Genomic DNA, 14,633 nt, shown 5'->3' on the forward strand with positions numbered 1-14,633 from the left:
CGTTTACCCGGAATTCATGGATTGACCCGGTTTGGGACATGTCCGGCGGCGGGCATCGTCTAAGCCCACGCGCCGCCGGAGAGATGGCGCGGCCTCCCCTTCCCTCCCGCATGGGCCGAGGCGACCGGCGGACTGGGCCACGTATCGGCGATCCCTTTGCCGGCGGGAAACGGATCATCGCCTGCGACGGTGTTGTTGACAGCTGTCAACGGCTGCTGTTCGGGCCCTGGGGAGTTCGCTTGGGATACTCCGCTCCGGGGCGCTGAGGAAGCCGCCGGGGCCTGCGGCGGGAAATAGCGCGGTCGCCGGCGACAAGGGAGAATGGCAGACGCCTTTGCGGCTCCAGGCCCTGCCTTCACATCCGCGCTGGGCACTGTTGACAGCTGTCAACAGCGCCCCCTTCTCCCGGCGGGCCTCTCCACGGCGCCCCGGAACGAACCGGCCGCCGTGGTGTGAGACGCAACAGCGCCGGGCATGGCGCGGGGAGGGCCTTATGCCGGGGAGGGAATTTCCACATAGCCGCGCCGTCGCTTGGCCCGGGCGAGCGTCGAGGCGCGCATCAGGGCGGCTTCCGTGTCGGGTTGCGGCTCGATCCTGCGGCGCCCCTGCCTGCCGATCCTGCCCCATTCGCGCACCAGCAGGATCTCGCCGAACAGATCGCGCTCTACCGCCAGCCGGTAGAAGCGCTTCATGTTGCGGGCCGGATCGCGCCGTTCGAGATGGAAGAGCGAGGTGTTCGTCATGCCGCCATTGTCGGACGGGGCGATTTTCGGGTCCAATGATTTTTCCGAATCGATCCGGCGTCATAGATTCATGTTGTTGATGCCCTATCGTTGCCGGCCTGCGGGCAGGCCGGCCCGCTGTTGACAGCTGTCAACGGTGCGAAAACGGGGATGGCCGCAGAAAAGAGTGCTGTGAAAACAGGGCCGGCAATGCCGTTTCATCCCCGTCGGCCGGAACGGGATCATCATCCAGGGCGTCGGGAGAGCCTCCCGGCGGCAAGTTTTCGTTAACCAAAAAGGGCTTGACGCGACTCGGAGCGTCATCCAACCCTTTTACGGGAAAGGACGCAGATGAAGAGAATTTCCGTAAATCTGCAAGAGGCCTGTAGGTTTCAGCTCCTGCGTATATGCGCGAAACAGAGAATCGCGCAGAATGGAACAAGAATACACGTGAGCGGCAGTCGTGTCCCAGAGGCGGCTCCGTTGACGAAGAAAAGGATGGAGACAGTTGATGGCCACGCCGTCAGACCCCGCAGTTGAAGAAAAGGCGTCCAGCCTGCGTCCGGCCGATGAAACGATCGCCGAGGACGCGCATGCGCTTTCGCTTCAGCTCCAGGCGATGCGCGACCGGCTGTTCGCACCGACGTCGCAGAAGACGCTGCGCAGCTTTTCCTCCGGGGAAGCCGCGCGGCTGGTCGGCGTTTCGGACGGCTACCTGCGGCAATTGTCGCTGGCGGGAGAGGGACCTCAGCCCGAGGTGGGCGCCGGCGGCCGCCGCTCCTATTCGCTCGCCGATATCGACGCGCTGCGCCACTATCTCGCCGAGCAGGCCCTTTCCAAGGGCAACACGGCCAAGGCCCGTTCCTATGTCAAATGGCGCGATCCCGCCCGCGGCGAACACCTGCAGGTGATTTCGGTCACCAACTTCAAGGGCGGTTCCGGCAAGACCACCTCGTCGGTGCATCTTGCCCAGCATCTCGCCATGGCGGGATACCGCGTGCTTGCCATCGATCTCGATCCGCAGGCTTCGCTCTCTGCGCTCTTCGGCTATCAGCCGGAACTCGACCTTGCCGGCAACGATACGATCTACGGCGCGATCCGCTATGACGACGAGCGGCGCTCGCTGAAGGGCATTGTCCGCAAGACCTATTTTCACAATCTGGACCTGGTGCCCGGCAATCTCGAACTGCAGGAATTCGAGCATGCCACGCCGCGGGTGCTCGCCGCCCGCCGTCCGGGCGATGCGACGTCGCTTTTCTTCACCCGCGTCCAGGCGGCCCTCGAGGAGGTGGCGGAGGATTACGACGTCGTGGTGATCGACTGCCCGCCGCAGCTCGGTTATCTCACGCTGTCGGCGCTGTGCGCCTCGACCTCTGTTATCGTCACCGTGCACCCGCAGATGCTCGATGTCGCCTCAATGAGCCAGTTCCTGTTCATGACCTCCGACCTGCTCGGCGTCGTGCGCGAAGCCGGCGGCCAGCTGAACTTCGACTTCCTGCGTTATCTCGTCACCCGCTTCGAGCCGCACGATGCGCCGCAGGCGCAGATCGTCGGCTTCCTGCGCTCGCTTTTCGGCAATCGCGTGCTGACCGCGACGATGCTGAAATCCACCGCCATTTCCGATGCGGGCCTCACCAAGCAGACGCTCTACGAGGTCGGCCGCGAGAATTTCTCGCGCGGCACCTATGACAGGGCGATGGAATCGCTCGACGCGGTGAACAGCGAGATCGAGCAGCTCGTTCAGGCGGCATGGAGGCGATGAGCATGGCGGGACGGGATCGCAAGAATTCTTTGAAGGCCCTTTTCGGCGGCGAACTGCCGGCCACGGCCGCGCCTGAGGCCGGTGGAGCGCCGGCCGTGCGGGCGCCCGAGACGAAATCCGTTCAGCCGCCGCCCGAGGCGGAGCCTGCCGGACCTTCGGCGGCGCCGGCAGCGCCCGGCCGGGCCTCGTCCGGCGCGGTTCGCACGATGGGACTGACGCTGACCTCGATCAGCCGGGAAATGGAAGAGGCGCGGGCGCTTCGCGAGGCGCTGGAAAACGGCGAGCGGATCCTCGCTCTCGACCCCGACAAGATCGAGGCATCCTTCATCAGTGACCGGCTGAGCGACGAGGACCGGGACGATCCGGATTTCCTGCTGCTGGTGGAAAGCATGCGCGAGACCGGCCAGCAGGTGCCGATCCTGGTTCGTCCCCATGGCGAGACGCCGGACCGCTACCAGGTGGCCTACGGGCACCGGCGCCTGAAGGCGGCGCGCAGGCTCGGACAGCCCGTCAGGGCGATCGTCCGGACGCTGAGCGACGACGAACTGGTTCTGGCCCAGGGCAAGGAAAATGCCGAGCGGCGCAATCTGAGCTTCATCGAGCGGGCGGTCTTTGCCCGTTCGCTGGAAGAGCGGGGCTTCGACCGCAAGCTGATCTGCGATGCGCTGGCAGTGCAGAAGAGCGAGCTTTCGCGGTTGCTGCAGGTGGCCGATGCGGTTCCCGTGCGGTTCATCCGCGCCATCGGCCCCGCGCCGAAGGCGGGGCGCGAACGCTGGATGGCGCTTGGCGAGATCTTTCTCACCGGCAATGGCGCGGAGATCGAAAAGGCGGACGACGAGATCGCCTCGGAACGCTTCCGCGCGGCAGACAGCGACGCCCGTTTCCAGATGCTGTTCGACCGGGCGCTGCCCGTGCATCTGCGTCCCAAGGCAAAAGAAGCGCCGCTGGAGCTGAAGACGCCCGACGGCCGGCTCTTCGCACGCATCGAACGGCGGGGCAGGGCGGTGAAGATCGATTTCGCGGCGGATGTCGCCCCGGCCTTCATCGACCGGCTGAGCGCGCGGCTGAACGAAGACTACGCGGCATTCATCGAGGAGCACTCCGCCGAGGGAAATGGCGGGACGTGAACCCGGATAACAGCGATTCGGCCGGCGGATAGCCCGGCCGACGACGATTGCAAGACCAGGAAAGGAAGCGCAGAGACAAGAAAAAAGGCCCCCAAAACGTCACCATTCCGGAAGCCCTCTTCTATGTAGCAATTCGAGAGAATCACTTCCGAAGGTCAAAGTCAAGAGTCGCGGACGAACCGTCCTGCGAAATGTGGAACTGCGTCCGTCTGAATGGCGACGTCGACGGGTCCGGCTTGTCTCCAGACAAGGGACCTGACGATGATGGAACGGATAGTGACGACGCCTTTCGGCGGCGGCAGGGTAAGTGCGCGCATTTTTGCCAACCAGGCAAAGACGGCGAAGCGCCAGGAAAAGCTCAGGGCGGGCGAGGGCGGCAACGACAGCGGCCGCGCCGACAAATGGCAATTGCTGCGCGCGGTAACCGAAGCGCGCCGCACGCTTGGCCTTGGCGACCGCACGATCTGCGTGCTGGAAGCCCTGGTCTCCTTCAACAACGATCGGGAACTCGACGGCAGTGCGCCGATCATCGTCTTTCCGTCCAATCGCGAACTTTCGGTCCGTGCCCGCGGCATGGCGCCGGCGACGATCCGCAGGCATCTGGCGGTTCTGGTGGAGGCCGGCCTTGTCATTCGCCGCGACAGCGCCAACGGCAAGCGCTACTGCCTGCGGGACGAACGCGGGCTGGTGGAGGAGGCCTTCGGCTTCGACCTCGCGCCGCTGGCGCTGCGCGCCGGCGAAATCCATGCGGCGGCGGAAGCTGCCCGTCAGGAAGAGCGGGCCGCAAGGACATTGCGCAGCGAAGTGACGCTGCACCAGCGGGATATTTCGAGGATCGTCGCCTGTGCGCTGGAAGAGGCAAGGGCAGGCGACTGGCTCTCCATGGCGGAGCGCCTTGCGGCAATCTCGGGGCGTCTTGGACGCAATGCCCGGCTCGATGCGCTGGAGGCGCGCCGCACGGAACTCCTGCGGCTCAGGGCTGAAGTGGAAAACGCTTATCTTTCAAGCCTCTCGGAAGAAGAAATGAGCGCCAATGATCTTCAAACTGAGCGCCATATTCAGAATTCAAACACCGACCAATCATTTGAAATAAGCGGCGATGAACATAATACGGCGGGAGCCCGGTCGACGATGGAGGCCGCACCCGAGCGGAAAATGGCGGTCAGCCTCGACCGGCTGCGGCGATTGTGCCCGCAGATCGCCGATTATGCCCGAGACGGCATCCGCAACTGGTCGGATCTCGTGAAAACCGCGGATCTGGTGCGCTCCATGCTCGGCGTTTCGCCGGATGCCTGGCGCAAGGCGAAGGCGGCCATGGGCGAGCAGGCGGCGGCGGTGGTGATCGCCGTCATGCTGGAACGGGCGGAAACCATCCGCTCGCCGGGCGGCTATCTGCGGGATCTCACGACAAAGGCCGAAAAGTCGGCGTTCAGCGTCTATCCGATGCTGCAGGCGCTGGAAAGGACGCGGGAGTGACGGCTAGCGGGAGTGTCCGCTCGCCGGCCTCTTCGTTGCTGCCGCAGCGATCGGTGTGTTCGTCCTGCACAAGTATAAGGAAAAGATCACGCGCGGCTGTTGGGCCCAAATGTAGTTCTTGACAGGAAGCAAGTCCGTTCCTAACCGTCGTTGCAACGGTAATTACTGCCGCTTCGTCGTGTTATGGCGGAACTATATTTTTCTTTTTCATTCAAAGCTTTCAGGGGGAGGTTGCTTCGGGATGGGGACAAGGACACGGTCTTTTCGACGCCATCTTGCGGCTCTCCTTGCGACAGTGGCCATGCCGGGCTATGCGCTGTCGCAGCAGGTCCTGCCCTCGGGCGGTGACTTCACCCAGGGTTCCGGTTCGATCGAGAGCCTTCCCTCGGGCCTCCTGATTAACCAGACGAGTCTGACCGGCATCATCGAATGGGGCGGGTTCTCGATCGGATCGGGAGCTTCCGTCCATTTCGACAACGGCGCGGGCGCGACGCTGAACCGGGTCAACGGCAATATCGCCTCGCAGATCGACGGTTCCCTGACCGCGACGGGCTCGCTCTACCTTATCAATCCCGCCGGCATTGTGGTCGGGCGGCAGGGGACGATTTCGACGGGCGGCAGCTTTTACGGCTCCAGCCATGATGTCTCCGACGCGGATTTCCTCGCCGGCGGGGCCATGACCTTTGCCGGCCAGTCGAAGGCAAGCGTCGTCAATCTCGGCACCATCAGTTCGGCTTCCGGCGACGTGGCGCTGATCGCTCGGGCCGTTGATAATTCCGGCACGATCACCGCCGAGAACGGCACGGTCGGGCTTCTCGCTGGCTACGAGATCCTGGCGAAGGACGAGGCTGACGAAAACGGCCTCTTTGCCGTGGTGGTTGGCGGTTCGGACACCGAGGCGACGAACTCAGGCACGATTGCGGCCGCCAATGCGGAATTGCGCGCCAATGGCGGCAATGTCTATGCGCTCGCCGGCAATACCGGCGGTGTCGTCAAGGCGACCGGCGTCACCAGCAAGGACGGCCGCATCTTCCTGACGGCGGGGGAGGGGGGCAAGGTCGAGGTCACCGGCAAGCTCAGCGCGACCCGCCAGCAAACGGCGTCCGCCAGCCTGCCGACGCGGGTGCCGGTTCCGCAGGCGCGGCCGGACAGCGGCGGCGATATCCGTATTTCCGGCGGCGATGTCATCATCAACGGCACGGTCGAGGCAACCGGCACCACCGGCGCAGGCGGCACGGTCGTCGTGACCGGCGACAGGATCGCGCTTGGCTCGGCAGCGACGGTGGATGCCTCCGGCGCAACCGGCGGTACCGTGCTGATCGGCGGCGATTACCAGGGCGGGTACAATGCCGCGACGAAATTCCTCGACGAAGACGTGGCGACGGCCGACAAGGTGGCGGTTGCCGCGGGTGCGGTGATCCGCGTTGACGGCACCGCCGGCGCGGGGGGGCGGGCTGTCGTATGGTCGGACGACACCACGGTCTTCGACGGCACGATCTCGGCGACCGGCGCCGGTACCGCGGCTGGCGGCCTCGTGGAAACCTCGGGGCACAACCTGCTGCTCGGCGATAATGTCTCCATTTCCACACTCTCCGAACAGGGGGCCATGGGCACCTGGCTCATCGATCCCTACAACATCACCATTTCGTCGTCCGGCTCCAGCAACGTCTCGGTGACCATGTCGTCGGACCCGTGGAACGTGCAGCCCACCACCAGCGGCGCGAACATCAACAACACGACCCTGAGCTCCTACCTTTCGAGCAGCAACGTCGCGATCACCACAAACGGCGGAGGCTCGGAAGCCGGCAACATCACCGTGGACGCTGCGGTATCATGGTCAGCCGCCACGACATTGTCGCTGCTAGCGGATGCGAGCACGGGCGGCGTCTTCATCAATGCCGCCATCACGGGATCGAATGCCGGCAGCGCACTCGTCCTCAGCGCCGGCGCCGGCGGCATCAGCCAGACGGCGGCCATCACGGCCGGCACTGTCACAGCGACCGCCGCCAACGGCGGCTCGGTGGCTCTTACCAATACCGGGAATGCCGTCTCCACGCTCGGTGCATCAAGCGCTGCGGGGTCTTTTGCCTTCACCAACAGCCAGGCGCTGACCGTTTCCGGGCCGATCACGGCGAACGGAACGCTCAGTCTGACCACGACGTCGGGCGACCTGACGATCAATGCGGCGCTCGCCGACAGCCATGTGAATGCAAACGTCAGCCTGTCTGCCGCCGGTACGCTGAAGATCGCCAAGGATCTGACGCTGAGCGGCACGAATGCGGCGCTGAGCCTCGGCTATGGCACGGCTTATTCGCTGCTCAACGGCGCCCGCGTGTCTCTGCCCGGCAGCGGCGCATCGCTTTCCGTCAACGGCACGGCCTACACCCTGATCCACGATGTGGCCGGCCTGCAGGCCATGGTCGACGGCACGAATTACGCGCTGGGCAACGATATCGACGCCTCGGCCACGGCAAGCTGGAACAGCGGTGCGGGTTTCAACCCGATTTCATCCTTTACCACGACGCTGACCGGCCTTGGGCACACGGTGGACGGCTTGACGATCAACCGTCCCGGGCAATCGACCGTCGGACTGATCGGCGTCTTGTGGGGAACCGTCAGGGATCTGACCCTGTCGAACATGTCGGTCATCGGCGCCGGAAGAGTTGGCACGGTCGCCGGCAATGTCTCCTTGGGATCGGTCGTCAACGTGCACGCGACCGGCAGCGTGACGGGCACGGCTGGCCAGATCGGCGGACTGGTCGGCTGGTTCGACCAGGGGACGATCTCCGGCTCCTCCTCGACTGCGACAGTCAGCGGCGGAGATGAGGTCGGCGGCCTGATCGGCCGTCTGCGCGCCGGCTCGGTTTCCGATTCCTATGCGACGGGTTCGGTCACCGCAACCGGCGACTACGCCGGCGGATTTGCGGGCAGTGTCTACCAGGGCGGCACTCTCACCAATGTCTATGCCAGCGGCAGGGTGACGGGCCCGTCCAATACTGGTGGTCTGATCGGCGGGGAAATGGTGGCGGGCACGCTCACATTGACCAACGCCTATTGGGACATAAATTCCACCGGGCAGGCCACCAGCTTCGCCGGCACCGGCATCTCCAACGCCTCGGCCTACACGCAGGCGACCTATGCCGGCTTCGATTTCACCAATACCTGGGTGATGATCGCCGGCGAGACGCGGCCCATGCTGCGCAGCGAATATTCGACCGTTATCTATACCGCGGCGGCGCTGCAACTGATGTCGCTCGATCTCACCGCCAGCTACACGCTGGGAGCCGATATCGATCTGACCGGCGCGTTCACCGCCGTCGGCGGGTATTACAGCGGCCTGTGGGGTTCGTCGGGCTTCGTTTCCATCGGCAGCGACACTTCGAACTTCACCGGCAGCTTCGACGGCCAGGGCCACACCCTCACTGGCCTGACGATCAACCGCGCCGGCACCAATTATGTCGGCCTGTTCGGCTATACGAACGGCGCCACGATCAGCAACGTGACGCTCTCCGGCGGCAGCATCACCGGCAATGACGACGTCGGCGCGCTCATCGGCTACATGGTCGGCGGCTCGGTATCGGGTGCATCGGCGAGTGCGACCATCTCGGGTGTGAGCACCGGGGAGGCCAATACCGGCGGCCTCATCGGGGCGGTCGACGGCGGTGTTGTGAGCGGTTCCTCGGCAAGCGGCAGCGTCACCGGCGCCGGCTATCAGGTCGGCGGCCTTGTCGGCTACCTCTTCAACGGCGGCACGATCACGCAATCCTACGCCACGGGCAATGTCACCGGCACCGGGGGCAGCGACGGCTATATCGGCGGTCTTGTCGGCGGCAACGGCTATACCGGCGATGGTGGAACGATTTCCCAGTCTTATGCCACCGGCACGGTTACCGGCAGCGCGGGACCGATCGGCGGCTTCGTCGGGCATAACGAGGGGACGATCACCGATTCCTACGCAACCGGCCGTGTGATCGGCCTGGGATCGGCGGCAAACATCGGCGGTTTCGTCGGCGTGAATTTCGTCCACGGCACCATCACCAATGCCTATTCGACCGGCTACGTGACCGGTAGCGCCCAGGTCGGCGGCTTCGCCGGCTATAACAACAATAGCGCCTCGGCAATCACCAACGCCTACTGGGACACCCAGACCAGCGGACAGTCGATCGGCATCTATGGCGGAGCCGGCAGCGCTACCGCCCGCACCACCGCCCAGCTCCAGGGCAGCCTGCCTGCCGGCTTCTCCTCGTCCATCTGGGGAACCGGAACGAACCTCTATCCCTATTTCAAATGGCAATATTCAACGACACCGGTCGCCGTTTCGGGCACCGCCTATAGCGATGCCGGCACGACGGCGCTGGCGGGCGCGAATGTGACCGCCATTTCCGGCGGCAGCGGCATGGGCAGCGCCGTCACCGGCGCCAACGGCTATTATTACATCGTGCTCGCCCCTGGCTCCTCTCTCGCTTCGACCGGGGTGCTGACCTATCTCGACAACGGAGCGACAAAGGGGATCGCCTTCTCCGATATCGGCGGCACCAACGGCGCGCAGAACGTTTCGATCTACGGCACGGCGGCGCATCTGATTACCGGCGAGACGTCGCTTTCGGCAACGCAGACAGGCTATTTTGCAACGCTTGGCAGCTACAGCGACACCGATCTCGGTTTTCTCTCCCCGTCCTCCTTCGCGTCGCTCACCACGTCGGGCGGTTATGGCGTCTACCTCAACGCCTCCGGCAACTACACGCTCGACACCAATCTCGGTTCGGCAGGCCTGCTGTCGCTCGACAGCGGCGGCACATTCGGCGTCAGCGGCACCGTCGGGCTGACGGCCTGGGGCAATCTCACCGTCGCGGACGCCATTTCCTGGTCGGATACGTCCAGCCTGACGCTGACCACGGTCACCAGCGGTGACATCACGCTGGGCGGCGCCGTTACCGCCGCCAACGGCACGCTCGTCATCTCCGCGGCCGGTACGGCCACCACGTCGAGCGCCATCGATGTGGGCCTCTTCTCGCTGACGTCAGGCACATGGAGCCAGATCGCCGGTACGCTCGCCTCGTTCAACGCCACCGACTTCCGCCTCGGCGGCGGCACCACCTTCCTGCGCGCCACGGGCGGCGATGGCTCGGCGGCGACACCCTACCAGATCGTCGACGTCTACGGCCTGCAGGGCATGGCCTCCGCAAACCTGCTTTCGGACGACTTCGTGCTGGCGGCGGATATCGACGCAAGCGGGACCTCCGGCTGGAACTCGGGCGCGGGTTTTGCGTCGATCGGTGACTTCGCGACCGGTTTTACCGGCAGCCTCGATGGCGCCGGCCACACGATAAGCGGCCTCCTCGTCAATCAGTCGGCAGGCCTTGGCGGGCTGTTCGGCAGAATCGACGGCACCGTCTCCGATCTTGCCCTGTCGGGCTCCGTCACGGGCTCCGTAGCCGGCCTGCTGGGGAGCTACAACTTCGGCACGGTCAGCAATGTCTCGGTATCGGGCACGGCCTCGGCCGGCAACAGTCATTATGTCGGCGGCCTGATCGGCATGAACGCCGGCACCATAACCAACAGCCATGCGGCCGTGACGGTCACGGCCGGCGACTATGCCTATGCGGGCGGCCTTGTGGCGTACAACGCCGCCGCCACATCCGGCGGGGTCGTCATCAGCACCGGCACGATCACCGGTAGCTGGGCCAGCGGCACCGTCGACGTCGGCGCGAACAGCGCCGCAGGCGGCCTTGCCGGCGCGAATGCCACCGGCATTTCGGCAAGCTATGCCACGGGCGCGGTGACTGGCGGCACCGATAGCCATGTGGGCGGCCTCGTAGGCATCAACACGGTGGATGGTGCGGCGGGCACCACCGGCTCCGTCGCCACGTCGTTCGCCACCGGCACGGTGACCGCAGGCAGCGGCGCCACCGCAACGGCGGGCGGGCTCGTCGGTAGCAATGCCGGCGGTATCGCCAACGCTTACGCAACCGGCAATGTCAGCGGCGGCAATGTTGCCGGCGGTCTCGTCGGGGTGAACAGCGGCAGCGTGACGAACAGCTACGCCACCGGCGCGCTGCCATCCGCTGCGGCACCTTACGGCGGACTGATCGGCAACAATTCCGGCACTGTCACGGCAGGCTTCTGGAACACGACGACCTCCGGCACGAGCCTCGGCGTCGGGATAGGCTCGGCAGGTGGCGTGACCGGCTTGACCACGGCCCAACTCACCTCGCTTTCCACCTTCGCCGCCGCCGGCTGGGATATCGACGATGCCGGCGGAACCGGCTCCGTCTGGCGCATCTATGACGGCTATACGGCGCCGCTGCTGCGCGGCTTCATGACGAGCCTGACGATAACGGGCGGCGGCGGCGCCAAGGTCTATGACGGCACGACGACCACCACGAATGTCGGCACGCTGACCTATAGCCTGCCGGGTTACGATACGGCGCAGGTCTTCGGAACGGCCGCCTATACGGCCGCCGGCGCTGATGTCGGCAGCTATTCGGGCGGGGCGCTTGCCCTTCATGGGCTCTATTCCGGCCAGTTCGGCTATGACATTTCCTTGCTTGCCGGCGCGCTGACGGTCACGCCGCGTTCCCTGACGGTGACGGCGGACAATCAGTCCATGGCCGCGGGCGGGGCCGTGCCGACCCTGAGCTATACGGTTGGCGGCATGGGCCTTGCGGGCGGCGATACGCTTTCGGGTGCACTGGCGACGCTCGCGACCTCCGGCTCGCCGGCCGGGACTTACGCGATCAGCCAGGGCACGCTCACGGCCTCGTCCAATTATGTGCTCACCTATGTGGGCGGCGTGCTGACGGTGGTCGCTGCGGCCGAGCCGGAGCCGGAACCCGACGCGGTGTTGCCGCAGGCGGCCTTCGAAGCGCCGTTCAGCTTGGGCCTGAGGGGTATTCCCGCCGAGCAGACCGTCGATACGTCGGGTCCCTGCGGGGCCGGCGCGGTCATGGGCGCGGCCTGCGCTCCGGTTCCCCATCCCGCCAACCGGTCGGTGGGTCCCTTCATCATTATCGGATCGCTGTAATGCCTATCGATCGACACGATACCTCCGGCCGGCTGCGGCCGGTCTCCTGCGGCGGGCTCGGCTGCATCGCGGCGGTCGTGGCGCTCGCCGTCGCCGGCCCTGCGGCTGCGCAGTCCGCGGTCGAGCGCAACCTTCCCCCCGACGCGACGGGACCGGCCCCGGCCATCCGGCTGCCCGAGGAGGCAGGCGTCGCAGCGGATGACCGGCCGCTTGGCGCGACGCTTGCCGGTATCCGGCTGATCGGACCGCGGGAGGAGCCGGCTATCGGCAGGGGCAGCGGCGTGGCCGTCGGCGATATCGGGGCGGGCCGGGATCTCCGCCCCGAACTCGACCGGGCGCTGCAACCCTTCCTCGGCAAGCCGCTTTCCATATCGCTGATCGCCGACAGCCAGGCCGCCGTCGCCGGCGTCTATCGCAAGGCCGGCTACCCCTTCGTTTCGGTGACCATACCGCCGCAGGAAATCACCGGCGGCGTTCTCAATCTGAGGGTGATGGAATTCGGCTTCGGCACGGTTTCCGCGCGGGGTGTGGAAGGCGAGCGCGCCCGCCGGCTTGTCGCGCAGGTCCGGGCAGGCGAGGGGAGCCGCATTTCGTCTGCCGGCGTCAACGAGGATCTGGCCTGGCTCAACCGCTCTCCCTTCCGCCGGGTGCAGGGCCTTTTTTCTCCAGGCACCGAACTCGGCCGTTCCGATCTCGTGCTGGACGTCACGAAGGCCAAGCCCTGGCAGGTCTATGCCGGCTATGCCAATACCGGCGCGGAAGGCACGGATCGCAACCGTTTCTTCCTCGGCGCGGGTTTTGCCATTCCCGGCATCGACGGTGCCTTCGGCTCCTATCAGCTGACGGGATCTCCCGATCTCCTCGAGGATCTTCAGGGCGTCTTTCCCGATCACGACGGCAGCCGGGCCAGATATCTCAGCCATTCCGGCCGTTTCGTCGTGCCGCTTGCCGGCCGGCAGGCGATCGAATTCAGCCCGGCCTTTATCGCCACGCGACAGGAAAGCGATCTCTTCACTTTCTACGACACCATCGTCGAGCTTCCGCTCTACTATCGCAGCGCGCTGTCCAACATATTGCCCGGCGTCTATGGTGGCGAGGTTTATGCCGGCGTGGAATACAAGCATCTTTCGCGCGATGCCTTCTTCTCGGACATCGGGATCGGCGGCGCGGAAGCCGCGCTTTTCCAGTTCGGCCTCGGCTGGAGCCAGACATTCGACGATACCCACGGCGCGACGGATCTCGATATCCACGTCAAGGCCAATCCGGGCGGGATCGTTTCCGACAACAGCGACAGCGCCTGGAACAGCTTTTCGAACGGCGCGATCACCGATGTCAGCTATGCCTATCTCGCCGGTCGCCTCGGCCGGCGCACCGAACTCGGCGGCGGTTTCGAACTCGGCAACGACATCCAGTTCCAGCTGGCCGGCCAGGCGCTTCCCGATACCGAGCGGCTCTCCCTCGGCGGGCTGGACGGCGTGCGCGGTTACGACCTGGACGACGGGGTGGCCGATACGGGCGTCATCCTGCGCAACGAACTGCGCGCGCCGGTGCTGTCGCCGATGGGGAACGACCGGCTTTCGCCCTTCGCCTTCGTCGATCTCGGCTTTGGCCGTAACAAGGTTTCGGACGATGGCATTTCACTCGCCAGCGCCGGCGCCGGCCTCGACTACGGCATTGCCGACAATTTCAGTCTCAACATGACGGCCGCCTTCGCCCTCGCGGACCAGGGAGAGCGGGAGGCGGGCGACTTCGATTTCAAGATCAGGATCACCGCGCGCTACTGACGCGGTCTCCCTTCCGGTTCCAGAACAAAGAGCACGATCGACATGAAGACACTCGCCAAGGCCGCCGCCCTTTTCCTGCCACTTGCCGCCGTCGTTCCGGCGAAGGCGCAGGACGCCGCCGCGACGCTTCCCGGCGGCGCGAACGCCCTGCAGGAGACCTATCAGGACTGGCGCGTCGCCTGTAACGTCGTCCAGGGCGGCAAGATCTGTTCGATGTCCCAGTTGCAGACCCAGCAGAACGGCCAGAGGGTGATGGCGATCGAGCTGCAGCTTGCCAAGGGCAGCAGCGTCAACGGTGTCGTCGCTCTACCGTTCGGCCTCAAGCTCGAGGCGGGCGCCGGCCTGCAGATCGACGACAAGCCGGCTCTTCCGCAACTGCGCTTCTCTACCTGCCTGCCTGTCGGATGCCTCGTGCCGTTGACGTTCTCGTCCGAAAACCTGGCGGCGCTGAAGAGCGGCACGGCGATCAAGGTTTCCGCCACCCCGATCGACAACTCGCAGCCTCTTGCCCTTTCCATCTCGCTGAAAGGCTTCGCCGCCGCCCTCGACCGCCTGGCAGAGCTCCAGAAGGGCTGAGTGTCCGGTTCCGGCCTGCGGAAACTCCGCGGCATCGCATTCGAATAACGTCTTTCCATCTTTCGGCGGCAGCATCGCCGCATCGCTGACGGCTGTCTCCGCCACGACAGCGGCCGTTTTGCCGCGCCTGCGCGCGTGTTTTCCATAAAAGAGAACAAGGAA

Annotated in this window: 7 protein-coding genes; 6 read left to right on the top strand and 1 reads right to left on the bottom strand. The window is 65.4% G+C overall.

All coding sequences use genetic code 11. The features are described from left to right. Positions 1 to 491: 491 nt before the first annotated feature. A complete protein-coding gene (locus ACLBKR_RS21495) occupies positions 492 to 779 on the bottom strand; it encodes a WGR domain-containing protein (RefSeq protein ID WP_414901958.1) in 288 nt (95 codons plus the stop codon). A gap of 454 nt (positions 780 to 1,233) precedes the next feature. Here ACLBKR_RS21495 and repA point away from each other — a divergent pair, with 454 nt between their 5' ends. The 6 genes from repA to ACLBKR_RS21525 all read left to right on the top strand — a co-directional run bounded on the left by repA (position 1,234) and on the right by ACLBKR_RS21525 (position 14,471). Beyond that, positions 1,234 to 2,484: a plasmid partitioning protein RepA gene (gene repA / locus ACLBKR_RS21500; RefSeq protein WP_113339777.1), complete on the top strand. Its 1,251-nt coding sequence runs from the start codon at positions 1,234 to 1,236 to the stop codon at positions 2,482 to 2,484. 2 nt (positions 2,485 to 2,486) lie between these two features. Further along, on the top strand, positions 2,487 to 3,611 hold the full coding sequence (gene repB / locus ACLBKR_RS21505) for a plasmid partitioning protein RepB (RefSeq protein ID WP_113339778.1): 1,125 nt from the start codon (positions 2,487 to 2,489) through the stop codon (positions 3,609 to 3,611). A 261-nt stretch (positions 3,612 to 3,872) separates the two neighbouring features. Then, positions 3,873 to 5,087: a plasmid replication protein RepC gene (gene repC / locus ACLBKR_RS21510; protein ID WP_113487671.1), complete on the top strand. Its 1,215-nt coding sequence runs from the start codon at positions 3,873 to 3,875 to the stop codon at positions 5,085 to 5,087. A gap of 241 nt (positions 5,088 to 5,328) precedes the next feature. Then, positions 5,329 to 12,111, top strand: coding sequence for a GLUG motif-containing protein (locus tag ACLBKR_RS21515; protein ID WP_113487672.1), 6,783 nt, complete (start codon positions 5,329 to 5,331; stop codon positions 12,109 to 12,111). Beyond that, the gene (locus ACLBKR_RS21520) at positions 12,111 to 13,895 is read left to right on the top strand and encodes a ShlB/FhaC/HecB family hemolysin secretion/activation protein (RefSeq protein WP_414901961.1); all 1,785 of its coding nucleotides are present in this window, start codon (positions 12,111 to 12,113) and stop codon (positions 13,893 to 13,895) included. Before ACLBKR_RS21515 ends, ACLBKR_RS21520 begins: the two co-directional genes overlap by 1 nt. Positions 13,896 to 13,937: 42 nt before the next feature. Beyond that, positions 13,938 to 14,471 (top strand): invasion associated locus B family protein, encoded by a 534-nt coding sequence (locus tag ACLBKR_RS21525; protein ID WP_113439221.1) that lies wholly within the window; start codon positions 13,938 to 13,940, stop codon positions 14,469 to 14,471. The last annotated feature ends 162 nt before the right edge of the window (positions 14,472 to 14,633 follow it).

This window comes from Paenirhizobium cremeum (assembly GCF_047553425.1).
GTDB classification, from domain to species: Bacteria; Pseudomonadota; Alphaproteobacteria; order Rhizobiales; family Rhizobiaceae; genus Allorhizobium; species Allorhizobium cremeum.